Raw genomic sequence first — 25,365 nt, forward strand, 5'->3', positions numbered from 1 at the left:
CCATGACAGGCACAAACAGCGGCAGAACGATAAATGTGCTCAAAGAGAAGCCCTGTCAGAACGACAGTCTTCCGATTATAAATTACAGCATAATGATGCGAGAGAAGATTGTCAATATTCGCTATTTTCACAGCGAAAAAAAGACGGTTGGCTAGACCGTCCCCAAGTTTTTTTCTTCCTCCTCACTTTTTTTAGTATCCACAGTGAAGATGACTAAGAATAAAGCAACGATGCTGCAAAACGCCGATAGAATAAAAATCAGCCAGTCTGCATTAGACATTAATGCCGCAAACACAGGGGGGCCGAGAGCTACCCCTATAAAGCGCATGCTATTGTAAAAGGAGGAAATGGTTCCGCATTCCTCGCTTTCAATCCCTTCGGTTATCAGTGCATCTAAAGCAGGAAGAGCCATTCCAATTCCAACCCCGCCAAAACTTAAAAAGACAAATAAAAAATAAAAACTGTGATTCCACCACAAAGCTATATACGAAAGGCTTAACATAATCATTCCTGTAACAACACAAAACTTCATTCGGCTTTTATCTTTGCCAATCTTTTTGCCAGCTATATAGGAACTGGTTGACAAAAATAAAAGTGGGATTGCCAGTAATCCGCCTTTAGCCACTCCGTCAATGGCATACTTCTTTTCCAGCGTATCTGATAAATAAAATAGTACGCCGAATAACAGAAACATAATGACACACCCGATAATAAAAACCGTATAAAGCCAGCGTCCGTCCTGCTTAAAGATTTCCCGCACATTCTTAATAAACTCAGAAACCGCAGGTGCATCCTCATCTTCTTCAGGTTTGGCCACCAGAAACAATACTAGCAAAAAGCTGATCAAACAGAAAAACGGAATAAACCAAAATGGTACAAACCAGTACCAGGTAGCCAGTAAGGCGCCAAGTATAGGACTCAGTACCTTCCCTGATGTGTTGGCGGTTTCAATATCGCCAAGACCGGCGCTGACCTTTTCATCGTCTCCTTCAAACAAATCGCCGATAAACGGCATGACGATAGGAGCTGCACCTGCTGAACCGATGCCTTGAAGAACCCTCCCCGCCAAAATCATAGCGTAGGGATTTTTCATATAGGTTGAAGCAAAAGCAGCCACCGCCCCTCCCAATCCTGCAATGAGGAGACATGGAAGCAATATTTTTTTCCTCCCGAATCGATCTGACAGATACCCCGCAATCGGTATGCAAATAATTGCCACCACCGAATATACAGTAATGATTAAAGACACTTGAAATGAAGTCACCGACAGCTTTTTTTCCATCATCGGCAGAACGGGAATCAGCATGGAATTTCCAAGTGTCATCACAAGCGGTACGGAAGACAATGCAATAATATGTTTCATTCCATCTTTCTTTCTCAACATTTTCACCCATTCACTTTCTTGTCATCCCTTATATCTTGCGTTAACGGGCGTGAAAGTATGTACAAAGAAACATGAATCAGTGCAAATAAAAAAACAGACACATCACAGGCGTCCGTTTTAGAATCGTTTACGCAAAACATGAAATCTGAATTTATCCGCTCTAAAGTAATTTAAAGAGTAAAGCACCGGTTTATCGTGCTGATCGTAATGGGTTTGTTTTAACAGCAAAAGAGCTGTTTCCGGATCGCATTCAAGCACCGGAGAAATGGTATCATGATAGCCGATCGGCTCAATATCAGTCACGGCATAGCTGATCACGGAGCCTGAATTTTTCTCAAGTAAATCAAACATAGATTCTTGCTGGTGAGAAAAAGAATTCGGCAAAATATCCATCGGAATTTTGTCTATACAATACACAATCGGCTGTCCGTTAGCTGTCCTGACTCGTTCGAGGTAAAAAAGTTCCTGCCCCTCTTCCAAGTGAAATCTCATCATATCATCCTCAGACGGCATAAGCACTTGTGATGATAGAAAAATCGTGCCAGGCGTCATATTTGCCTGTTCAATCATCTTGGTTACACTGTTCAGCTGTTCAATGCCCGAAAGAAATAACGGCTTAGAATGGACAAAAGTGCCTACACCATGCCTTCTGATAATCACATGCTCTTCTTCAAGGATCCGCAAGGCTTCTCTTAGCGTCGCTCTGCTGACGCCGAGCTTTTTGGAAAGCTCAAATTCAGAAGGCAGCTTTTCCTTCTCAGTGTAGATTCCATTTTTAATATCCTCTTTAATTCGTTCAATTACTTTTAAATACAAGTGCCGATTATCAGCTTTTGTAGACATGTTTTCCCTCCGTAAACCACTTTCGATAAAAATTATTGAACAATTGGGACAACTATATCATGTTTTGTCGAAAAAATAAATAGAAAGGTTGCAGTTTACATAATGTTATTATCGATAACTAAAGAAAGCTGAACTCCCTTCATTAAGAAGAGAGTTCATCATATTTCTCTTTGGATAATAAAACTTCTCTCGGTTTGCTGCCTTCATATGGCCCGACAACGCCTCGTTCCTCCATTGCGTCAATGAGGCGCGCCGCCCTCGTATAACCGATTCTGAATCTTCTTTGCAGCATTGAAACAGATGCCGTCTGCATGCCGACGATTAATTCAACAGCTTCATCATAAAGTTCATCGGTAACCTCGGAATGCGTTTCCGTAGTCTCCTCAGGAATCATTTCTTCCTGATATTGCGCTTTCTGCTGCGTAATCACATGGTCGACGATCTTCTCCACTTCGTCATCCGACAAAAATGCTCCCTGCACGCGGACAGGTTTGTTAGCCCCGACAGGCAAAAACAGCATATCGCCGCGGCCGAGCAGCTTCTCAGCGCCACCCATGTCAAGAATCGTCCTTGAATCCGTCTGTGAAGAAACGCTGAACGCGATTCGTGACGGAATATTCGCTTTGATCACCCCTGTGATAACGTCAACCGACGGCCTCTGTGTCGCAATGATGAGATGGATGCCGGCAGCCCGCGCCATTTGGGACAATCTCGTAATCGAATCTTCCACATCAGATGAAGCGACCATCATGAGATCGGCAAGCTCGTCCACAATGACAACGATATAGGGCAGCTCCGGCTGTTTCGCTTCTTCTTCATTATTAGAGCGTTTTATATAATCATTGTATCCTTCAATATTTCTTGTACCCGTATGAGAAAATAATTCGTACCGCCTCTCCATTTCATTGACAACCTTTTTCAAAGCCTGGGACGCTTTTTTCGGATCGGTTACAACTGGAGCAAGCAAATGCGGAATCCCGTTGTAGACATTCAGCTCTACCATTTTAGGATCGATCATCATCATTTTCACTTCATGCGGTTTCGCGCGCATCAAGATACTTGTAATAATGCCGTTGACACAAACGCTCTTCCCGCTTCCGGTTGCGCCTGCGACTAAAAGGTGGGGCATCTTGTTTAACTCAGCCAGCACAGCTTCACCTGAAATATTGCGGCCAAGTCCAATTAGCAGCTTCGCATCCGGTCTGTCGTTTAATTTAGACTCCAGCACTTCCTTCAGCGATACCATCGCCACTTCTGCATTCGGCACCTCAATTCCAATTGCTGATTTTCCTGGTATTGGCGCCTCTATCCTGATATCCTTCGCAGCAAGTGCTAGCGCTAAATCATCGCTTAAATTCACAATTTTGCTAACCTTCACTCCGACATCAGGATACACTTCATATTTTGTTACGGCCGGGCCGAGATGAACCTGTGTGACTTTCGCCTTTACGCCAAAGCTTTGGAAGGTGTGTTCGAGCTTTCTCGCATTTTCATAAATATTCTTTTTATCTGCCTGCTGGCCGGTATGCTTCGGATCGGCCAGTAAATCCAGTGACGGCATCTCATAATCCTTGTTTTCAAGCTCCGTAAAGGTCATAGGGGGAGCAGAAACAGTTTCCTGATCACCGGTCTCAGTCTGGATCTCCTGAAGCGGCTCTGATACAGGTTCAGCTCGCTTTTCTATGGCTGGAGACTCTTCATTTTCATTCCGATCTGAAAAGCTTGAGATAATCGGCTCTGAATGAATGAGGGGCGATGCCGTTTCCGTTTCCAGGTCCCCCTCTTCATCAGAAGGCTCTTGTTCCAATTGCTGTTTTTTGCGGGCCGGTTTTTGTTTTTTGCTCGGCGCTTTCGTTTTTTTCGAAGACTTCATATTTGTTTTGACGGATTTCATATCATCAATAAATGCAAACCATTGTTCTTTTATAAAGCGGCCAATCGGGCTCATCCACTTTTTCAGCGTTTCTTGAAGAGAGCGCCCTGTGACTAAAATCATTCCGATCAAAATCATGACAATCGCCATAATCTGAGAACCGGTTGACGCAAATAAAAAGTGTGAAGCCGCAAACAGCAAAGCTCCGATCATCCCTCCGCCTAAATCAGGTGAAGCGGATCTTCCATTCATATCCATCAAAAACAATTCCCATGTGTTGCGCACCACGCTTGCAGACTCAATCGACCCATTGTGCGTCAAATTTTTAAACAGCTGCACGTGAGAAAGCAGCAATATGCTTGCGATAATACAGTACAGTCCGGCCTTTCGCCTCGTTAATAGGCTCGGCGTTTTCTTCTTCCAAAACAGCGAGACTCCTAACACCAATAGACCTAACAAGCATAAAATAAACCACTCTCCAGCAAAAAAGCGGAACAAATAGATAAAGGTTTGCCCGACTACCCCAAGCTGCAGAATCGCGATAATTGAAATGGCTATACACAGCAATCCGTTAAGTTCGTATTTTATATTGAGCTGTTTCGCCTGTTTTTTTCTTGATTTTCGTTTTTTCTTTGCCACACTCATCACCTTACTGCGTTAAAAAATGTAAGTTCATACATAATGAAGAAAGCAGCCGTTTACAGGCTGCGTTTTTTCTGTAGGATTCCCCTATTATAGCATATTTTGCACTTAAAAAAGGGTTGGAATCTTATACGTTTAATTTCAGCTTTTGTCCCGGAGAAATGTCCGGGTGCAGAAAATGCATTGGATTTGTGCTCATGATTTGAATGACTTCCGCTTCATTGCCTTTCATCTCGACAAGAAGCGGTACACCTTTATACTCAATCTGCTCATGAACGCTTGTCTCTTGGTTCTGATCTGCAAACACAATTTCCTGCGGCATCACGGTATACAGAATCATTGAATCATCCGTCCTTCTTCTTCCCTTGCTTCCTCAATGAGCTCATTCAGTTTATTGATCGCCTGTCCGACACCGCCTGCGTGATCGATCAGTCCGTATTCAACTGCATCCTTACCCACTACATTTGTTCCGATGTCGCGTGTTAAATTTCCTTTTGAAAACATCAGTTCTTTAAACTTCTCTTCGGTTACATTGGAATGGCTAGTTACAAATTTAACAACTCTTTCTTGCATTTTATCCAGGTATTCAAACGTTTGCGGCACGCCGATTACCAATCCGGTCAGCCGAACCGGATGAATGGTCATTGTTGCTGTTTCAGCGATATAACTGTAATCACAAGATACCGCAATCGGAACGCCGATAGAATGCCCTCCGCCAAGCACAATGGAAACGGTCGGTTTTGATAAAGATGCGAGCATTTCCGCTATTGCGAGACCCGCTTCAACATCTCCTCCGACCGTATTTAATATAATCAGCAGACCTTCAATTTTGGGATTCTGTTCAATTGCGACAATCTGCGGGATAACATGTTCATATTTTGTTGTTTTGTTTTGCGGAGGAAGCTGAACATGGCCTTCTATTTGGCCGATAATGGTCAGACAATGAATATTTGTATCCTGGGGCAGCTGCGGGAGCGCCGTTTCACCAAGCTGCTGTATTTTATTCATAATGCTGTCTTTCGCATCATTTTTTTCAGGACGCTCTTCTTCTGTGTTTTCCATACGATGATCCATCTCGCTTTCACCCTTTCCGAGTTTCTCTTTGTATTATGAACAAAGTTACTCAATTCAATCCCCGGCTTAAAAGGCAAAAAATAAAGACCGGAGCAGCTCCGGCCTTAGTCAGTCATTACACTTCCATAATAATTGGAATGATCATCGGTTTACGTTTCGTTTTTTCATATAGGAATTGGTTCAAAGCATCTCGCATAGCCTGCTTCAGCGTTGACCATTCAACATTTGATGTTTCAGTCGCTTCTGTCACGATGGAACGGACAAGCTCAGTAGCCTCTACGATAAGGCCTTCAGACTCTCTTACATAAACAAAACCGCGAGTGATAATTTCTGGTCCTGATACAAGATGTTTCTTTTGTTTATCAAGTGTAATGACAACGATTAAAATTCCGTCCTGTGAAAGTAAGCGGCGGTCTCGCAGCACGATATTGCCGATATCGCCGACGCCTAAACCATCAATTAAAATATTGCCATACGGAACTTTATCCCCAATTTTTACGTTCTGGCCGCGAAATTCAACGACGTCTCCTTTTTCAATTAAGAAGATGTCACTGCGCTTCATGCCGATTTCTTCAGCGATTTTTGAATGAGCTTTTTGCATTCTGTATTCGCCGTTTACAGGAATTAAATATTTTGGTTTAAGCAGATTGATCATCAGCTTTAACTCTTCCTGTGAACCGTGGCCAGATACATGGACACGCTTTTGGGCAAAGGTGACTTGCGCGCCGGCTCTCGCGAGAATATCTACTGTTTTAGAATAAATAAGTTCCTGTCCAGGGATTGGGGTGGACGCAATGACAACTGTATCCCCTTCTTCAATGTTCAACTGTTTGTGAGCTTTGTTTGCCATTCTTGTCAGGGCAGCTAACGGTTCACCTTGGCTGCCGGCTGTCATAATGGCCACTTCGCGTTTTGGATACTTCTTGACATCCTGCACAGAAATAAACAGTTCATCATCAGCTTCGATATATCCGAGCTTTCTTGCCAGTTGTAGGACAGATTGTAGATTTTTTCCAGCAACGGCAATCTTTCTTCCATTTTGAGAAGCTGCATGAATGACTTGCTGAATCCGGTTAATATTGGATGCGAAAACAGCAATAATCACCCGGTTCTCTGAATTATACAGCGCGTCCGAAATTTCTCCGCTGACAGCTGCTTCCGAAGGCGTATAACCCGGACGTTCCGCATTTGTACTGTCTGAAAGCAGGGCAAGCACGCCGCTATTGCCGATCTTGGCGATCTCGCCAATGTCGCACATTTGATTAAGTGCAGGTGTTTGGTCAAATTTGAAGTCTCCCGTGCATACTATAGATCCAAGTGATGTTTTAAAACTCACACCTACAGAATCAGGGATGCTGTGAATCGTTCTAAAGAACGATACTTTTGTTGATTCAAATGTAATGACAGATTTGGAGTGAATTTCTCTTAAATCAGTTTTTCGGTTATGTCCGTATTGTTTTAATTTTTCTCTTAATAGTGCAAGCGTCAGCTTTGTTCCGTACACTGGAACGGACAGCTTGTTTAACAAGTAAAAAACGCCGCCGATATTTTCATCATGCCCGTGTGTTAAAAAGATTGCCTTGACGCGGTCAGCCCGTTCAATCAAATATGATATGTCAGGAATCACTACATCAATACCGAGCATTTCGTTTTCTGGATGCATAAGGCCGGCATCAACGACAAATATGTCTGAGTCAATTTCGATGACATAAAGATTCTTCCCAATTTCTCCGACACCGCCAAGGGCGATAATTCTAACGTTTTCTGTATTTTTCTTTTTCAAAATCTATATCCTCCTAGTCTCATACCCGTCCATCATCACTTGTTCCTATTATAACTGAAAGTAAATTTAGAAAACAAGATAAAGCAGAAGGTTTAAGCAAAACCAATATGTATAAGAAACGGTCAAACTCAGCTGAATGTGAGAATGACCGCGTTTGTTTCACTGTATGAAATTTTTTCTTACAGTTCGCTGATCGTGCTGCTTAAGCTCAGTCGTTCATCTTCGCTAAGCGGGATAAGAGGAAGTCGCACCGATCCGACATGAAGGCCTTTCAGTTGAAGCGCTGTTTTGACAGGAGCCGGGTTAGGCGCTTTAAACAGTTCCTTCATAATCGGCAGCAGTTTCTGATGAATCAGTGCCGCATTAGCTGTTTGCCCATTCGTATAATTTTTGATCATTTGCTGCATATCAGAGCCTGCAATATGGCTCGCCACTGACACAACTCCTCTTCCTCCGACTGAGAGAATAGGAAGGGTCAGGGCGTCATCCCCTGAATAGACAGAGAAGTCTTCGGGCGTTTCCGCAACAATTTTCGTAATCGCTTCGAGGTCTCCGCTCGCTTCTTTAATCGCAACTACATTCGGGATGTCTGCCGCCAAACGAATCGTCGTTTCAGGAGCGAGAGAAGCTACTGTGCGGCCCGGCACATTATACAGCATGACCGGAAGAGACGTTTCTGCCGCAATTGCTTTAAAATGCTGGTACATTCCTTCTTGAGAAGGTTTATTGTAATACGGCGTAACGAGCATGACCGCGTCTACGCCCGCTTCCTCAGCTTTTTTTGTCAGCTTTATGGAATCTTTCGTGTTGTTGCTGCCAGTACCCGCGATAACCGGCACCCGACCGTTCACTTCTTTTACCGTATATTCAAACAGCGCAATTTTTTCTTCAGTTGAAAGGGTTGGCGACTCTCCAGTTGTTCCCGCCACTACTAAAGAATCCGTTCCGTTTTTCAACAAGTAATCAATCAATGTAGACAGTTTTTGAAAGTCTACATTCCCTTTATTGTCAAAGGGTGTAATCATCGCTGTAGACACATTTCCGAAATTCATTTTATTCACCTCATCATGATTCAATCACATTTACTTGGAAAGTTCAAACACTTCATGCAAAGCGTTTACAGCAGGAACCAAATCTGCTTCATGGACAAGCACCCATATCGTCGTATGGCTGTCAGCCGACTGAAGGATCGGAATTTCTTTATCGGAAAGAGCCGAAACAATTTTGGACGTGACGCCGGGAACACCCATAATGCCAGCTCCGACCGCCGATACCTTCGCGCAATTTCTCGTTACCAACGGATCATAGCCCATATCCATTAAAATACGCTGAGCTGTTTCTGTTTTATTACCGGCCACCGTATATACGATTTCACTAGGTGTAATGTTGAAGAAATCAACACTGATTCCCGCATTCGCCATCGCCTTAAACACTTCAGTCTGCACGTTATACTGGCCGATTTTCGCAGGCACTTTAAACTGCGTGACATCTTTGACATGGGCAATTCCCGTAATCAGCCTTTCGAAAACATCGCTTCCGACTTTGGAAGAGTGATGCGATGTCACCAATGTGCCTTTATCTTTCGAATAAGTCGAACGGACGCGGATGGGAACCTTTGCCTGCATCGCAATCTCTACAGCCCGCGGATGAATGACCTTCGCCCCTTGATACGCCAGGTTGCAAATTTCAGTATACGTCACGACAGGAAGCGGTTTCGCATTTTCCACCACTCTCGGGTCAGCAGTCATCACACCTTCTACATCGGTGAAAATATCGATGTATTCCGCGTCAATCGCTGCGCCAAGTGCGGCTGCGGACGTATCGCTGCCCCCTCTGCCGATCGTTGTTGTATCACCCTTTTCAGTGGCACCCTGGAACCCTGCGACGACTACAGCGTCATGATTTGCGAGAACACTGAATAAACGCTCCGGTCTCATTTCAAGGATTTTCGCATTGGTATGCTGATCATTCGTTAAAAAGCCAGCCTGAGCCCCTGTCAGGGCAGCTGCTTTCACACCGTTATCAAGCAGCATGCTTGTAAAGACGACAGAAGAAATGGTCTCTCCGCAAGATAAAAGCAAATCCTGCTCTCTCGGGGAAATCGCTGACTGATCGCCGTAAAGCAGCCCCAGCAAAGAATCCGTTGCGTACGGGTCTCCTTTCCGGCCCATCGCTGAAACGACAACGACAACCTTATATCCCTCACTGATTGCTTCTTTAATATGCTCTAAAGCCAGTTTACGGCCTTTATCATCTTTTACAGATGTTCCGCCGAACTTTTGAACAATTATCTTCACTGTTTTCACTCCAAATTATTCGGACGTAACAGAAGAGAGCAGGCTGATAGCACCTTACTCTCTTCTATTCGTCTTTAGGAAATTCTCTCTTTTATACGAGGTTTAGTTTTTTCAGGCTTTCTGCAATCTGAACAGAGTTCCATGCCGCGCCTTTTAACAGGTTATCAGAAACAACCCATAAATGAAAACCGTTTGCTCTGTCCAAATCTTTGCGGATGCGGCCAACAAACACATCGTTTTTACCGACGGCATCAGCAGGCATCGGATAAAGCTGCTGGTTTGGGTCATCCTGAAGTGTCACGCCCGGAGCTTCTTTTAATAGTTTTTTAATATCCTCAACTGTAGCGTCATCACGGTCAACCTCAATGTAGACGGACTCTGAGTGCCCAGTTTGAATTGGCAGTCTCACACATGTAGCCGCTACTTGAAGGTCCGGCATGTGCATGATTTTTTTCGTTTCATTTATCATTTTCATTTCCTCAAACGTATAGCCGTTATCTTGGAATTTATCAATTTGCGGAATCGCGTTGAAGGCGATTTGATAGTGTTTTTTGTCGCCTTTTACAGGCATGATCGCGGGCTCAATTTCTTCTTGATTTAAAATCGCCTGTGTTTGGCTGTAAAGCTCTTTTACAGCTTCATTTCCCGCTCCTGAAACCGCCTGGTAAGTTGATACGATGACTTTGTTTAAGCCGTATGCTTTGCGGATCGGTTCAAGAGCCGCAACCATTTGGATTGTAGAGCAGTTCGGATTGGCAATAATGCCGTTGTGTTCATGCAAGTCTGCTTCATTCACTTCAGGCACAACAAGTGGTGTATTTTCGTCCATACGGAACGCACTCGTATTATCTATAGCAATAGCGCCGCGTTTTACAGCTTCTGGTGCCAATGCCTGTGATACGCTTCCGCCGGCGCTGAACAAAGCAATATTTACCCCTTCAAAGCTCTCGGGAGAAGCTTCCTGAACAGTCAGCTCTTGGCCTTTAAACGTGACTTTTGTCCCCGCAGAGCGTTTGGAAGATAGCAATGTAAGTGTGTCCATTTCAAAGTTTCTGTCTTCAAGTGTTTTCAGCATTTGTTGTCCTACAGCCCCTGTCGCTCCGACAACTGCTACGTGTAAACCTCTTCCCATCTGTAAAACTCCTTCCGCCAATCAGCATCATTGAATTGATTTGACTATGATTTTACGTTTTATTTTACCATAGAATATGCGGGTGATGACCGAATTTTTTAGTTTGGGAAAGATTTTCTGTAAATTTAGTCATTTCCCTGATAATTCTCAACCAGAACCGGCTGAAGCTGCTGATGCATAACCGCCTTTTCAATGGTTTGCGGAAGCAGATCCATTTTGGCTACCATTGAATTCGGTTTTTTAAATGGATCGTCTTGCCCGAATGGAATAAAAAAGATATTTTTTGTTGACATGAGCCTCATTAAATTTGTTCCGTTTAAACCGAGAGCATCATTTGTCGAGATACCAAGAACGACTGGCCTATTGTTTCGGATTGTCGCTTTTGCCGCCATCAGCACCGGACTGTCTGTCATAGCATTTGCAAGCTTGCTCATTGAGTTGCCGGTTAAGGGCGCAATGACCATGCAGTCAAGGGGCAGCTTCGGCCCAAGGGGCTCTGCCTTTACAATCGAATCAATGGCCTCATATCCGGTCAGGTCTTCAATTTTTTTAACCCATTCCGCTCCTTCTCCAAATCGGGTATTTGTGGATTTTACGTTAAAAGTGACAACCGGACGGACTTCTGCCCCTCCGTTGACCAGGGCCTCAATTTGCGGGAAAACCGCTTCATATGTGCAGTGCGATCCAGTCAGCCCAAACCCGATTCTTTTTCCTTTTAATGACGACATGCTTACTTCCCCTCCTCAGCTTGTAATTCAGCCAATAGCTTGCTCAAGACGTTTGCGAGGATTTGCCCAGCTGTTTTAGGAGCGACAATTCCTGGTAGACCAGGGGCAAGAAGTGCTTTAATCCCCTGTTTTTCGGCATATTTGAAATCCGTTCCCCCGGGACGTGAGGCCAGATCCAATATTAAAGTTTTTGGTGTCATGCTAGAAAGTACCTTTTGATTTAAAATCATACTCGGTATTGTATTAATACAAATATCTATATCTTTTACATACTCTTTCAGCTCATCGGTATGAAAAGGGACGAGTCCCATTTCAGTAATACGTGCCAAATGCGCTGAACTTCTTGCCCCCACTTTTACATTCGCTCCAAGCGCGGCAAATGTGCGGGCAATCGTCATCCCGGTGCGCCCCAGACCTAGAACGGCCACCTGAGATCCGTGTATCGTATAATCCGTGTGCTGAATAGCCAGCATAATCGTTCCTTCTACTGTCGGAATAGAATTGTATATCGCAATGTCATCCCGTTCAAACAGCTTAACAAGTTTTCTGTTTGCTTGAGCTGCAATGTTTTCTAAATAGGCGTTAGAAATTCCTGAGAAAATGACACAGTGTGCAGGTGTTTTGTCGAGATGCTCCTGTTTTAACACAACCTCTTCATTCGAAAATACAGTCGATACGACACCTTCTCCTGTTGTTGCAGACACTGGGAGAATAACACTGTCTATTTGCTGAAAAGGAATTTCATCAATGTTGCATTTTACTGCTCCGGTAAAACCGTGATCCAATTGGTCAAAACCGACAAGATAGATGTCAGCCTGCTGTTCAGTGAGCTTTCTTATTATTTCGAGCTGTCTTGCGTCACCGCCGATAACTGCAATTTTCAATCCGGTTAACATTTTAAACGTTCACCTTCTTTGTATATACTGGATCTCTAGTTGTTAAGCTCCCCTTCATCTTATGATCAAAAGGAAATACCGGTGAATTAAAACGCGCTTTTTTCATAGAAAAAAACACCGGCTGCCGAAGCCGATGTTTCATAAGTTTACTTTGGAGCCCGCACTACATTCTTTTGGGCTTTTTTCTTACTCTTGCCGAGGAGACATTTCCTCAGGCACGTCTAATATGATCATATCTGATCCGATTTTTTGAATATGATGCCAGGGGACACGAATGTCTTGACCATGTTTTCTCAAACCAAACCACTTAATTGTCGGAATGAGGAGTGCCGTAATCTGTCCATCCTGTTCATTGATTTCTAAATCGGTCTGGCCGAGTACTCCCAGCCGTTCAGCTCTTTTGATGTCTACAATTTCCTTTCCTGATAATTCACTGAGCCGCATGTCTGTCACCCCCTTGTACTATGTATGATTAAAGGAATTAAAAAATGCCTGCTCCGTTATGGGGCAGGCTTTTCCTTTTAATATGGCATATTGCCGGAGGGGCTGATGAGTGCCAGTGCATAATCTTCAGTAAACAGTTGTCTGGCAAGGCCGTTGACTCGCTCTAAGTTTACGGCGTTTAATTCCTTGATGATCTCATCTAAAGTTTTATGTTTGCCGAGCAGCAGTTCATTTTTTCCATTTCGGCTCATTTTGCTGTTTGTGCTTTCTAAGCTCAGCATCAAGCTTCCCTTCATTTGCTCTTTGCTGTTTTCCAACTCTTTAGAGGTAATACCTTCGCGTTTTAATGTAGCAAGGGTTTCTTGAATTGTTTCTGACAGCTGCTGAAGCTGATTTGCACCGGTCCCGCCGTAAATGGTAAGCATACCGCTGTCCTCATAAGAGCTGTGATAGCTGTAAACAGAATAAGCGAGCCCTTTATCTTCACGGACATCCTGGAACAGGCGGCTACTCATGCTGCCTCCGAGCACATTATTCAGGACAATTAAATCATAAATGCGTTCATGGCCAACCTCAAGGCCTTTAAAGCCAAGGCATAAATGAGCCTGCTCTGTTTCTTTTTTTCTCGTCAGTTTTTCCGTGTAGAAATCGGGCTTCGCGAGGCCTGTCGCTTTGCCTTTCGCCTCGTATGACCCGAACCATTTTTCTACATCTTTGATAAAACTGTCAGATATATTGCCCGCTACCGAAATGACCACTCGGTCCGGTGTATAATAATCATGCATGTATTGTCTGAGAGAGTCGCCGTTGAAGGAAGCAAGCGTTTCTTCCGTACCAAGAATAGGATAGCCTAAAGAATGATTGCCGTAAGTGGCTTTGCTCAGTAAATCATGCACAATGTCGTCCGGCGCATCTTCGTACATTTTAATCTCTTCATATACTACATTTTTTTCTTTTTTCAGCTCGTTTTCATCAAACGTGGAATGAAAAAACATATCTGCTAATACGTCCAGTGCGTAATTTGCATGCTCGTCAAGCACCTTTGCATAGTAGCAGGTATATTCCTTTGAGGTAAACGCATTGACCTGACCGCCAATACGATCAAAAGATTCTGCTATTTCGCGTGCAGATCTTGTGCTCGTCCCTTTAAAGAACATGTGCTCTAAAAAGTGAGAAATCCCGTTTATCTCCGGCTTTTCGTGCCGCGAACCGGTGCCGATCCACACGCCGATCGCAACAGAACGGACTGTCGGGTTATTTTCCAGCACAACTCTTACACCATTTTGACACGTATATCGTTTAATCAAATTTGTTCCTCCTATTCAAAGACAAGCTGCCTGCATCAGTTACTTCAACAGTCTTGTTTCATCCATTAGTTCGGTGACTGTTCCAAGCGCGTATCCTTTATCTTTTACCTTTGTAATCAGCGCTTCAAGACTTTCAGCCGTAGAGTCAGTCGGATGCATTAAAATCATGGCACCATTATGTATCTTGCTTAACACTCTCGTTTGAAGTACAGACGGAGCCGGTTTTTGCCAATCGATCGTATCAACTGTCCACATAACTGTTCCCATCTGTTTCTCAGCTGCAATGTCGACGACCGCTTTTCTAAAACTTCCGCTCGGCGGAGCAAACCACTTCGGCTTAACACCGAGCGTTTTTTCTATTTGCTCATTTGTCTTGTCGAGCTGCTCGGAAATTCTTCCTGTAGTCAGTTTGCTCATATCCGGATGATTGTATGAATGATTTCCGATTTCATGTCCTTCTTCCGCAATCTTCTTAGCAAGCTGTTCATTTTTCCTCACCCAATTGCCTTCTAAAAAGAACGTAGCCTTGACCTGATGCTTTTGCAGAACAGGGAGCATTTTTTCTAAATATTCATTTCCCCATGCCACATTGACTAAAAAAGCCACCATCGGTTTGTCAGGATTTCCTTTATAAATAGGCTCAGGCTGAAGAGACTCAAGATGAATGTTTGGTTTTACTTGCCTGTACACCAAATCGTTTTCCCGAAACTCGCCGTGCTTTTTCATTTTTTTATATGATTTTTCAATATTGACCATCAACCCATTGTAACCGGGAATGGTTTTCCAGACCTTATCTACTCTGGCATCCTGGGGCCTAACTTCATATTCCGGCGCTTTTTGAAGCAATTCTTCATATAGCGGGTCTTTGGACGCCGTGACAGTCACCGTATCTTTTTTCATTGCCCCTATATAATCAAGTGTGTGCGGATTTTTCATCATCTCAAATGAGACAAAAAAAAGAAATAGAAAAACGGCAAACGGCACAAATTTTTTGTACATGTTCTGTCCCCCCTCACCTCACATTATGAAGGATAAGGACAAGGTAGAACCTGCCTGCATTTTAAAAGCTTCAAAATAAAGAAGCCGGGTCTCCCAGGCTCCTTTTATGTTTTCATTTAAGATTGTTGTTCTTCTTTTTCTTTCTCTTCACGGAGCACCGCTTTACGGGATAAATTGACTCGTCCTTGTTTATCAATTTCAGTGACCTTGACAAGAATCTCGTCCCCGATTTTCACAACATCTTCAACTTTTCCTACGCGTTCAAGCGCAAGCTCTGAAATGTGCACCAAACCGTCTTTTCCGCTGAAAATTTCAACGAAAGCTCCGAATTTTTCAATTCGTTTCACTTTACCTAGGTAAAGCTGGCCGACTTCAACCTCTCTGACAAGGTCTTCAATGATCTTTTTCGCTTCTTGGTTGCTGCTTTCAACTGTTGAAGAAATAAAGATGGTGCCGTCCTGTTCAATATCAATTTTAACACCGGTTTCTTCGATGATTTTATTGATTTGTTTTCCGCTTGGCCCGATGACATCGCGGATCTTATCAGGATTAATGGCCATTGTTAAAATCTTAGGTGCATATTGAGAAAGCTCTTTTCTTGATTCGCTTAATGTCGCAAGCATACTGTTAAGAATTTCCATTCTTCCTTTTTTCGCCTGCTGAAGCGCTTCTTCAAGAATCTCTCTGGAAAGTCCTTCGATTTTAATGTCCATTTGCAGCGCTGTGACGCCTTTTTCAGTTCCGGCTACTTTAAAGTCCATATCTCCAAGCGCGTCTTCCATGCCTTGGATGTCAGTCAGAACAGTGTAATGTTCGCCTGATTTGACAAGACCCATCGCAATACCCGCAACTGGGGCTTTAATTGGTACACCGGCATCCATCATTGCAAGTGTGCTTGCGCAAATACTTGCTTGAGACGTAGAACCGTTTGATTCAAGCACTTCTGATACAAGACGGACAGTGTAAGGGAAGTCTTTTTCAGACGGAATAACTGGCTCAAGCGCACGCTCACCCAGTGCTCCATGTCCGATTTCACGGCGTCCCGGTCCGCGCATTGGCCCTGTTTCCCCAACGCTGAATTGCGGGAAGTTGTAGTGATGCATAAACCGTTTCGACTCTTCGACACCTAAGCCGTCAAGGATTTGCACATCTCCAAGAGCGCCTAGCGTACATACGCTGAGAGCCTGTGTTTGTCCCCTTGTAAACAGCCCTGATCCGTGAGTTCTTGACAAGAGGCCGACCTCAGAAGAAAGCGGGCGGATTTGATCGACACCGCGGCCATCCGGTCTTACTTTCTCTTCAGTAATCAACCGGCGCACTTCATTTTTCACCAGCTTGGACAAAGTCTGCTTCACTTTCTTGATTGTGTCTTCATCATGCTCTTCATCCTCGAATTTCGCCACAACTGCTTTTTTCACTTCATTAATGGCATCTTCGCGGGCATGCTTTTCATGAACCTGGATGGCTTTCAGCAAATCTTCTTCTGCTAAAGCTTTTACTTTTTCACTAAGCTCTTCATCAATTTCATAGAGCGCAATTTCTGATTTTTCTTTGCCGACTGCTGCTACAATTTCTTCTTGGAATGCAATCAGGCGTTTAATTTCTTTATGGCCGAACATAATGGCTTCAAGCATGGTTTCCTCAGGAACTTCATCCGCTCCCGCTTCTACCATGTTAATGGCATCTTTCGTGCCGGCAACGACAAGATTGATGTCGCTTTTCTCAAGCTGATCGACTGTCGGGTTAATGATAAATTCATCATTAATGCGTCCGACAGTAACCCCTGCAATCGGTCCTTCAAACGGAATATCCGATACAGAAAGAGCCAGAGATGAACCGAACATAGCAGCCATTTCAGAAGAGCAGTTTTGGTCAACACTCATGACAATGCTGATGACTTGAACTTCATTACGGAATCCATCAGCAAACAAAGGGCGGATCGGACGGTCGATTAAACGGCTGGCAAGAACCGCTTTTTCACTTGGACGCCCTTCTCTTTTAATAAATCCGCCCGGAATTTTCCCTACCGCATATAATCTTTCCTCATAATTTACAGTAAGCGGGAAGAAATCAAGCGGTTTTGGTTCTTTTGAAGCGGTTGCTGTACTAAGCACTGCTGTATCACCGTAACGGATCATAACAGCACCGTTTGCCTGTTTGGCAAGCTGGCCGGTTTCAACGGTAAGCGTTCTTCCGGCCCAATCTATGGTAAAGACATGTTTTTCTTGTCCCATACGATTACGAACTCCTCTCTTCGTTGTGTGAAATAATCAATTACTCCTATTATGAACGAAATGAATTGAACATATCAATGTCAAAGTAGTATGTAAAAGGATTTCAATGATTTGTTATAAGAAATTTCGCTTTAATACGATAAAAAAGCGGGAATCCTCCCGCTTTTTACGATTATCGACGTAAGCCTAGTTTGTTAATTAACTCACGATAACGAGTTACGTCTTTATTACGTAGATACGTAAGAAGATTACGACGCTTACCTACCATTTTAAGAAGACCGCGACGTGAGTGGTGGTCTTTCTTATGAGTACGTAAATGCTCGTTCAAATTGTTAATTGAGTCAGTTAGGATAGCGATCTGAACTTCTGGAGATCCAGTATCAGATTCGTGTGTTTTGAACTCACTGATGAGTTGGTTTTTACGCTCTTGAGTAATTGCCATCCTGTTTCACCTCCAAATCATATTTAGCCCCAGTTACCTAGCAACCGTCGGTGACTTCGGATTGCCAAGCAATGGTTTTAAGACTACGCAAACTATCATACTAAAAATCGCGCCTATATGCAAATATTTTAAAATGAAATTTGTGTACATTGCATGTTATTTCCGCAAATTGCTGAAATAACGGATGGCTTCCTGCTTGTCTTTCTCAATTTGCTCTGTTAATTCTTTGATGCCATTGAATTTCCGCTCGCTCCGAATCCGTTTATACCACTCAATTTTTATAGCGGCTCCGTATACCTCTTGATCAAAATCAAACAGATTGACTTCGATTGAAGGCTGCTCCGGGCGTTTTTCATAAAATGTCGGCTTATAGCCGATATTGCAAACGCCGTTGTAGACTTCGCCGTTCACTTCCGCTTTTACGGCATATACACCCGTCGGCGGAACGATATAGCTGTTATTTAAACCGACATTTGCTGTCGGAAACCCGATGGTCCGCCCTCTTTTATCACCGTGAATGACAATTCCTTTTATAAAATAAGGCTGTCCAAGCAAGACATTCGCCAATTCAACGTCTCCGTTTTGAAGCGCGGTACGGATATACGAGGAACTGATTTTTTTATCTTGTTCCGTTAATTTTTCTACCATTGTGCACTCAGCTTCTCCATCTAAATCATTCGGCATGGTCTCCATTGTTCCCTTACCGTATTTGCCGTACGTAAAGTCAAAGCCCGCAACAGCGTGCTGTACATTAAGACCGACAATATACTGGTCTGCAAACTGCTTAGGAGAAAGAGAAGCAAATGCTTCATTAAATTTAACGACATACAGAATCTCTGTGCCTAATTGTTCAATTTGGTTTATTTTATCTTCCAGAGGCGTAATCAGATCCTTTGGCTCCTGATTCCTCCTCAATACATGGGAAGGATGAGGATGAAAGGTCATCACAGCTAATGCCAGGCCCTTTTCTTCAGCTATCTGCTTCGCTGTGCCGATTACCTTTTGATGTCCTAGATGAACGCCGTCAAAATACCCTAACGCCATCACAGACTTTGCCTGCTCCTCTTTGATTAAATGATGAGGATGTGTAATATGTATCGTCTTCACAGAACGGTCACCTTTTTTCTATTGTTCGCTTTTTTGCAGCAATACTTTTGCCGGCTTTAACAGCCCTTTTTTTGTAGGATGGGGAAAATAGATCGCCAAACAATTTCCAGATTCCGTAAAGACAGCAATGCGGTCTTCGCTTGTCATCTCAGAAAACTGCTCGGGCGTCTCAAGCAAAGCCCCATTTTCTACTTTCTTAGCTAATGTATCACTTATGATCCATTTCGGCAAATGATTGAGCGCGCCTTCAATAGGAACTGTATGCTCTCCCACGGTCCCGGACTGGGCCTGTGTTTCAAGTTCATCAAAGGTAAAGCATTCGTCAAGAGAGAAGTCTCCGGATGCCGTACGGATTAAATGAGACATATGAGCCGGATATCCGAGTTTTTCTCCGATCATAACCGCCAGCGTCCTTACATAGGTCCCTTTGGAGCATGTCACTGTAAACCGAAAGCTTGCCGTTTCTCCATTATGTTTAATCTCTGTCGTCAGGGCAATGTCTTCAATAGTAATCATACGTTTTGGACGTTCTACCTCAATACCTGCTCTTGCGTACTCGTATAATTTTTTGCCGTTTACTTTGACAGCGGAATACATGGGAGGAATTTGCTCTTGTTTACCCTTTAAGCTATTTAAAACTTTTACTGCATCTGCTTTATCAATGGCTTGATTGACAGGCTTAGTTTCAACCCTTTCGCCAGTCTGATCCTCTGTTGTCGTTGAAAAGCCAAGTGTTATTTCCGCATCATATGTTTTAGACTTTTCAGTCAAGTATTCGACTATTTTTGTCGCCCTTCCCACACAAATCGGAAGTACACCAGACACTTCTGGATCGAGTGTTCCCGTATGTCCTACTTTTTTTGTTTTTAACAGTTTTCGGATCTTCATGACACAGTCGTGCGATGTCATGCCAACCGGTTTATGTAAAAGGAGAACTCCGTTAACCATTTGTCTTTCACTCCTTCTTTTGGTTTTTTCTCTTTAAAACGAAGAAAAGAGGACAGACGATATACGCCTATCCTCTCCATTTTTTATTCAGATGGTTTCTCTGAATGTAATTCGTGAATCAGCGTTTCGATTCGATTTCCGTAATCGATTGATTCATCGAACTCAAATTCAATTTCAGGCGTTTTTCGAAGTCTGATGCGGCTGCCGATTTCAGATCGGATAAATCCTTTCGCCTTTGCCAGCCCTTTCAGCGCTTCCTCCCGTTTTTTCTCGTCGCCGAGAACCGAGATATACACCTTTGCAATTTGCAAATCACCTGATACACGTACATCCGTTACAGTCAGAAAACCTATTCTCGGATCTTTCAGCTTGCGGCTGATAATATCACCGAGTTCTTTTTTCATTTGCTCGCCGACACGGTTTGCTCTCATACTCAATTCAATCACCTCTAAGTTAAAACCACTCTGTCCTAGTGATCGTCCGTTCAATTTCAGGAAAAGAATCGATAAACGCTAGGACGCGCTGCAGCTCTTTTTCTGTTTGAACGCGAGAGGAAGAAACAGCGGCGATTCCGAAGCTGGTCCTTTGCCATGTGTCCTGATAGTCAATCTCCGAAATCGAAACATTGAACTTGTTTTGAACCCTGGTTAAAACCCGCTTCAGAACGGCACGCTTTTCTTTTAGCGATCCTGCATCATAAATGATGCATTCACATTCCGCAAATCCGATCACTTTCTTTCAATTTCTTGCATGACATAAGCTTCCAGGATGTCACCTTCGCGAATGTCATTGTATTTCTTAATTGTAATACCACATTCATAGCCTTGTGAAACTTCTTTCACATCGTCTTTAAAACGTTTCAAAACGTCTACTTCGCCTTCGAAGATGACGACGCCGTCACGGATTAAACGGAGGCCGCTGTCGCGCGTAATGGTTCCTTCAGTAACATATCCGCCGGCAATTGTACCTATTTTAGATACTTTGAATGTTTGGCGTACTTCTACTTGGCCAATTACTTTTTCTTCATATTCAGGATCAAGCATACCTTTCATGGCAGCTTCAATCTCGTCGATTACTTTGTAAATGATACGGTGAAGACGAATATCTACATTTTCAGCTTCAGCCGTACTCTTAGCATTTCCGTCCGGTCTCACATTAAACCCGATAACTATTGCATTGGAAGCAGATGCCAAGATAATGTCAGATTCAGTAATTGCACCAACGCCTGTGTGGATGATTTTCACTTTAACGCCTTCTACTTCAATTTTTTGAAGTGCGGCCGTTAAGGCTTCAGCAGATCCTTGAACATCAGCTTTTACGATGAGGTTAATGTCTTTTACATCACCTTGTTTAATTTGCTCGAATAAATCATCAAGACTGAGTTTCGCTTTATCGCTGCGCTGCTCTTCAAGCTGTTTCGAAGCACGGGCTTCCCCGACAGAACGAGCTGTTTTTTCATCCTTAAAGACAAGGAATTGGTCTCCAGCTTGAGGGACATCGTTCAAACCGGTAATTTCAACCGGAGTTGACGGGCCGGCAGTTTTTACACGGCGTCCAATATCGTTGACCATGGCACGGACACGGCCAAATGTATTGCCGACTACGATAGGATCACCGACATTCAGTGTACCAGTCTGTACGAGCAATGTCGCAACTGACCCTCTGCCTTTATCAAGTTCCGCTTCAATAACCGTTCCTTTTGCCTGGCGGTTCGGATTCGCTTTCAATTCCTCTACTTCACTGACAAGCAAAATCATTTCAACGAGTTCATCAATGCCTTTTCCAGTTAAAGCAGAAAGCGGAACAAAAATAGTTTCTCCGCCCCAAGCTTCAGGGACAAGTCCGTATTCCGTCAGTTCTTGCATCACACGGTCAGGATTTGCGGATTCTTTATCAACTTTATTCACAGCAACAATAATTGGAACCTCAGCTGCTTTTGCATGGTTAATCGCTTCTACGGTTTGCGGCATTACACCGTCATCTGCAGCCACAACCAGAATCGTAATATCAGTTACTTCTGCACCGCGTGCACGCATTGTCGTAAATGCGGCGTGGCCCGGAGTATCCAAGAACGTAATTTTCTTGCCGTTCTCTTCAATTTGGTAAGCACCGATATGCTGGGTGATTCCGCCTGCTTCTCCTTCAACAACCTTCGTTTTACGGATGCTGTCAAGAAGCGTCGTTTTTCCATGGTCAACGTGACCCATGATTGTCACGACAGGAGGACGAATTTCAAGATCCTCTTCTTTATCGGGCTCTTCATATTTTTCCAGTTCTGTTTCTTCAAGCACAATGACTTCTTCTGTTTCTACACCATATTCTGATGCAATGAGTTCGATTGTATCTTTATCAAGCTCTTGGTTAATGGTTGCCATTACGCCAAGAAGCATCAGCTTTTTAATGAGTTCTGAAGGCTCTTTGCCAAGCTCCTCAGCCAATGCGCCGACTGTTAAAGTGCCGGAGAATGTAATTTTCTCAGGAAGCTCTTTTTTCGGCTTTACAGGCTTTTGCTGATATTGATTCTTATTGTTGTTGTTGCGTTTATTTTTTTTGTTGTTGTTATTCTTCTTGTTTTTGTTAAATTGATTATTCTGCACGTCATTCTTCTTTCCGTCTCGAATTTTATTTGGTTGATTTCCAGCAGATTGCTGATTAACCCCTTGCGTCTGTTTGTTTTTGTTCGTTTCTGCAGGCTTTTGAGATTTAACGGCTGCGCCGCCTTTTTTATATTTGGCATCAAGCTGTTTAATAGCCTTTTCTTCAAGCATGGCCATGTGATTATTCACTTCTAAATTCATGTTTTTCAGTGCGGTCAAAATTTCCTTACTTGAAACATTTAATGCTTTTGCATATTCGTATACTCTCATTTTAGCCATTCGTTCACCCCCAAAAATATTAATCGAGCAAGCTGATCAGCTTATTCGCAAAACCTTGGTCAGTGACGGCGACAACGACACGGGCTTCTTTACCGATAGAGCGTCCAAGAACCGCGCGACTCTCGACTTTTTTATAAGGGACTTTATAATAGCTGCACTTGTCGGTTACTTTTTTCGCTGTGTTAGATGATGCATCCTCTGTAAGCAGGACAAGCTTTGCACGCGCATTCCTGATTTCTTTAATTACCAAGTCCTCGCCTGACACGACCTTACGAGCTCGATTGGCCAGACCCAGCAAGGGAAACCATTCCATTCCAGACATTTTATTTTTTCACCTTTTCCGCCAGCTCTAGCAATTCTTCGAAAATCTGGTCATCGATTTGTGATTGAAATTGATTTTGCAAAGTGTTTTTCTTTTTTGCTGCTAAGATGCACTCTTTATCCAGCGTTAAATAAGCACCCCGCCCGTTCTTCTTTCCGGTCGGGTCTACTGAGACTTCGCCTTCTTTCGAACGTACAACTCGGATCAATTCTTTTTTAGGCTTCATTTCACCAGTCACTACACATTTGCGTAACGGGATCTTCTTGTGTTTATTCACCTAAGGCCACCTCTTATTCATCCGATTCAGCAGTTTCAGGCTCCGTAAAGAGCGGCTCATCGTCGTCTGCTTCAAGTTCTCTCGGATAGATTCCAAGTTCTCTTGCGTCCGTTTCGCTCTTAATATCAATCTTCCAGCCTGTCAGTTTAGCAGCTAAGCGTGCGTTTTGTCCTCTTTTGCCAATCGCCAGAGACAGCTGGTAATCAGGGACAATAACAGTTGTCGCTTTTTCTTCCTCATTAACGATGACTTCCAGCACTTTCGAAGGACTGAGTGCATTTGCGACAAATTCTACAGGATCGCTGGACCAGTTGACAATGTCAATTTTTTCACCTTTTAATTCATTGACGATCGCCTGAACACGCTGGCCTTTAGGGCCTACGCATGAGCCGACAGGATCCACGTCAGGGTCGTCTGTGCGGACCGAAATTTTTGAACGGTCGCCGGCTTCTCTGGCTACAGATTTCAGCTCGACAGTTCCATCATAAATTTCAGGCACTTCGATTTCAAACAAACGCTTTAACAGGCCTGGGTGTGTTCTTGACACATAAATCTGCGGGCCCTTCGTCGTTTTTTCTACTTTTGTGATAAATACCTTAATGCGGTCATGAGGCTTGTAGCTTTCATTTGGCATTTGCTCATTAACCGGCAGCAAGGCTTCTATTTTGCCTAAAGACACGTAGATAAACTTATTGTCCAGACGCTGGACGATGCCTGTCATGATGTCTTCTTCACGGTCGATAAATTCAGAATAAATCACACCGCGCTCAGCTTCGCGCACACGCTGTGTGACGACCTGCTTCGCTGTTTGAGCAGCTATGCGCCCAAAATCCTTAGGCGTTACTTCGATTTCGACAACATCGCCGACCATATATTCCGGATGGATGCCCTGCGCCTCTTCAATAGAGATCTCCAGTCTTTGGTCGTATACTTCGTCAACGACATCTTTTCTTGCAAATACACGGATGGAGCCTGTTTCACGGTTTAAATCCACTCGTACATTTTGCGCTTGATTAAAATTCCGCTTATAAGCAGAAATTAACGCAGCTTCGATTGCTTCAATGATAATTTCTTTACTGATGCCTTTTTCTTTTTCAAGAATCGTGAGAGCATCTAATAATTCACTGCTCATTTAACGGTCTCCCCCCTTAAAGCATTTGTATTCATTAGAACGTAACAGCTAATCGTGCATTAGCTATCTTTTCATACGGAATATTGATCCGTTTCTTTCTTGTTTTGATCGTGATCTCAACTGTCACTGTTTGTCCATCAAATTCAGCCAGTTCACCTTCAAACACTTTTACGCCATCAATAGGCTCATACGTCTTAATGTACACATTTTTCCCAAGTGATTTTTCAAAATCGGCTTTTTTCTTTAGCGGACGCTCAGCTCCTGGAGATGAGACTTCAAGAAAGTAATTTTGGCTGATTGGGTCTGCCTCATCAAGCTTTTCGCTTAAAGCTTCGCTTACTTTGGCACATTCCTCAATATCCACACCGTCATCGGAATCAATAAACACGCGAAGGAACCAGCTTTGACCCTCTTTGACAAATTCAATGTCAACGAGTTCCAGCTGAAGGCTGTCTACGATTGGCTGAGCCATCTCTTGAACGGTGTCAGTCACTTTTTTGCTCATGTTCTTCCTCCTTGTGCTGTCGATCTCATGTTCGTCTCGTCACTCTGCATAAAAACCCTGCTTCAAAAGAGCAGGGGCTTAAAAGTAAACGATGAACATGTCGAGACAAAATTCTCCTGT

Annotated in this window: 25 protein-coding genes; all 25 read right to left on the reverse strand. The window is 43.5% G+C overall.

Annotated elements, in window-relative coordinates; all coding sequences use genetic code 11:
* Positions 1-151: 151 nt before the first annotated feature.
* A complete protein-coding gene (bcbE, locus tag ACY3LV_RS07775) occupies positions 152-1,363 on the reverse strand; it encodes a bacillibactin exporter BcbE (RefSeq protein ID WP_464863610.1) in 1,212 nt (403 codons plus the stop codon).
* A gap of 138 nt (positions 1,364-1,501) precedes the next feature.
* Positions 1,502-2,227, reverse strand: coding sequence for a GntR family transcriptional regulator (locus ACY3LV_RS07780; protein WP_087991649.1), 726 nt, complete (start codon positions 2,225-2,227; stop codon positions 1,502-1,504).
* A gap of 142 nt (positions 2,228-2,369) precedes the next feature.
* Positions 2,370-4,739 carry a DNA translocase SpoIIIE gene (gene spoIIIE, locus ACY3LV_RS07785; protein ID WP_464863611.1) on the reverse strand — a complete coding sequence of 790 codons (2,370 nt, stop codon included), beginning with the start codon at positions 4,737-4,739 and terminating at the stop codon, positions 2,370-2,372.
* Positions 4,740-4,869: 130 nt separating this feature from the next.
* A complete protein-coding gene (locus ACY3LV_RS07790; RefSeq protein WP_148961795.1) occupies positions 4,870-5,082 on the reverse strand; it encodes a YlzJ-like family protein in 213 nt (70 codons plus the stop codon).
* Positions 5,079-5,816, reverse strand: a complete 738-nt coding sequence (gene tepA, locus ACY3LV_RS07795) for a translocation-enhancing protein TepA (protein WP_087991646.1) — start codon at positions 5,814-5,816, stop codon at positions 5,079-5,081. Before tepA ends, ACY3LV_RS07790 begins: the two co-directional genes overlap by 4 nt.
* 115 nt (positions 5,817-5,931) lie before the next feature.
* Positions 5,932-7,599 carry a ribonuclease J2 gene (rnjB, locus tag ACY3LV_RS07800; protein WP_148961797.1) on the reverse strand — a complete coding sequence of 556 codons (1,668 nt, stop codon included), beginning with the start codon at positions 7,597-7,599 and terminating at the stop codon, positions 5,932-5,934.
* 179 nt (positions 7,600-7,778) lie between these two features.
* A complete protein-coding gene (dapA, locus tag ACY3LV_RS07805) occupies positions 7,779-8,651 on the reverse strand; it encodes a 4-hydroxy-tetrahydrodipicolinate synthase (RefSeq protein WP_464863612.1) in 873 nt (290 codons plus the stop codon).
* A 30-nt stretch (positions 8,652-8,681) separates the two neighbouring features.
* Complete coding sequence (dapG, locus tag ACY3LV_RS07810; protein WP_464863613.1) at positions 8,682-9,896, reverse strand: aspartate kinase; 1,215 nt, start codon at positions 9,894-9,896, stop codon at positions 8,682-8,684.
* 91 nt (positions 9,897-9,987) lie between these two features.
* Positions 9,988-11,028 carry an aspartate-semialdehyde dehydrogenase gene (gene asd, locus ACY3LV_RS07815; RefSeq protein ID WP_087991642.1) on the reverse strand — a complete coding sequence of 347 codons (1,041 nt, stop codon included), beginning with the start codon at positions 11,026-11,028 and terminating at the stop codon, positions 9,988-9,990.
* Between the two features lie 125 nt (positions 11,029-11,153).
* Complete coding sequence (dpaB, locus tag ACY3LV_RS07820; RefSeq protein ID WP_087991641.1) at positions 11,154-11,756, reverse strand: dipicolinate synthase subunit B; 603 nt, start codon at positions 11,754-11,756, stop codon at positions 11,154-11,156.
* A gap of 2 nt (positions 11,757-11,758) precedes the next feature.
* Complete coding sequence (dpaA, locus tag ACY3LV_RS07825; RefSeq protein ID WP_148961801.1) at positions 11,759-12,652, reverse strand: dipicolinic acid synthetase subunit A; 894 nt, start codon at positions 12,650-12,652, stop codon at positions 11,759-11,761.
* 186 nt (positions 12,653-12,838) lie between these two features.
* Positions 12,839-13,096: a YlmC/YmxH family sporulation protein gene (locus tag ACY3LV_RS07830; protein WP_464863614.1), complete on the reverse strand. Its 258-nt coding sequence runs from the start codon at positions 13,094-13,096 to the stop codon at positions 12,839-12,841.
* Between the two features lie 77 nt (positions 13,097-13,173).
* Positions 13,174-14,403, reverse strand: coding sequence for a M16 family metallopeptidase (locus ACY3LV_RS07835; protein ID WP_148961802.1), 1,230 nt, complete (start codon positions 14,401-14,403; stop codon positions 13,174-13,176).
* 39 nt (positions 14,404-14,442) lie between these two features.
* Positions 14,443-15,402: a polysaccharide deacetylase family protein gene (locus ACY3LV_RS07840; protein ID WP_333560416.1), complete on the reverse strand. Its 960-nt coding sequence runs from the start codon at positions 15,400-15,402 to the stop codon at positions 14,443-14,445.
* 116 nt (positions 15,403-15,518) lie between these two features.
* Positions 15,519-17,636, reverse strand: a complete 2,118-nt coding sequence (gene pnp / locus ACY3LV_RS07845; RefSeq protein ID WP_464863615.1) for a polyribonucleotide nucleotidyltransferase — start codon at positions 17,634-17,636, stop codon at positions 15,519-15,521.
* 172 nt (positions 17,637-17,808) lie between these two features.
* A complete protein-coding gene (gene rpsO, locus ACY3LV_RS07850; RefSeq protein WP_003154182.1) occupies positions 17,809-18,078 on the reverse strand; it encodes a 30S ribosomal protein S15 in 270 nt (89 codons plus the stop codon).
* Positions 18,079-18,234: 156 nt separating this feature from the next.
* Positions 18,235-19,185, reverse strand: coding sequence for a bifunctional riboflavin kinase/FAD synthetase (ribF, locus tag ACY3LV_RS07855; protein WP_148961804.1), 951 nt, complete (start codon positions 19,183-19,185; stop codon positions 18,235-18,237).
* Positions 19,186-19,203: 18 nt separating this feature from the next.
* Positions 19,204-20,133, reverse strand: coding sequence for a tRNA pseudouridine(55) synthase TruB (gene truB, locus ACY3LV_RS07860; RefSeq protein ID WP_148961805.1), 930 nt, complete (start codon positions 20,131-20,133; stop codon positions 19,204-19,206).
* An 83-nt stretch (positions 20,134-20,216) separates the two neighbouring features.
* Positions 20,217-20,570 (reverse strand): 30S ribosome-binding factor RbfA, encoded by a 354-nt coding sequence (gene rbfA / locus ACY3LV_RS07865; RefSeq protein WP_009967251.1) that lies wholly within the window; start codon positions 20,568-20,570, stop codon positions 20,217-20,219.
* Positions 20,571-20,586: 16 nt separating this feature from the next.
* On the reverse strand, positions 20,587-20,865 hold the full coding sequence (locus ACY3LV_RS07870) for a DUF503 domain-containing protein (RefSeq protein ID WP_010328005.1): 279 nt from the start codon (positions 20,863-20,865) through the stop codon (positions 20,587-20,589).
* Positions 20,862-23,009 (reverse strand): translation initiation factor IF-2, encoded by a 2,148-nt coding sequence (infB, locus tag ACY3LV_RS07875; protein WP_148961806.1) that lies wholly within the window; start codon positions 23,007-23,009, stop codon positions 20,862-20,864. The genes ACY3LV_RS07870 and infB overlap by 4 nt, the downstream gene beginning before the upstream one ends.
* Positions 23,010-23,028: 19 nt before the next feature.
* Positions 23,029-23,331 (reverse strand): YlxQ family RNA-binding protein, encoded by a 303-nt coding sequence (locus tag ACY3LV_RS07880; RefSeq protein WP_087991633.1) that lies wholly within the window; start codon positions 23,329-23,331, stop codon positions 23,029-23,031.
* 1 nt (position 23,332) lies between these two features.
* Positions 23,333-23,608, reverse strand: a complete 276-nt coding sequence (gene rulR, locus ACY3LV_RS07885; RefSeq protein WP_064813803.1) for a glucose-induced regulator RulR — start codon at positions 23,606-23,608, stop codon at positions 23,333-23,335.
* Positions 23,609-23,621: 13 nt separating this feature from the next.
* Positions 23,622-24,740, reverse strand: coding sequence for a transcription termination factor NusA (gene nusA / locus ACY3LV_RS07890; RefSeq protein ID WP_148961807.1), 1,119 nt, complete (start codon positions 24,738-24,740; stop codon positions 23,622-23,624).
* 34 nt (positions 24,741-24,774) lie between these two features.
* On the reverse strand, positions 24,775-25,245 hold the full coding sequence (gene rimP, locus ACY3LV_RS07895; RefSeq protein WP_003231915.1) for a ribosome maturation factor RimP: 471 nt from the start codon (positions 25,243-25,245) through the stop codon (positions 24,775-24,777).
* Positions 25,246-25,365: the final 120 nt, after the last annotated feature.

Source organism: Bacillus sp. 11C, assembly GCF_055486375.1.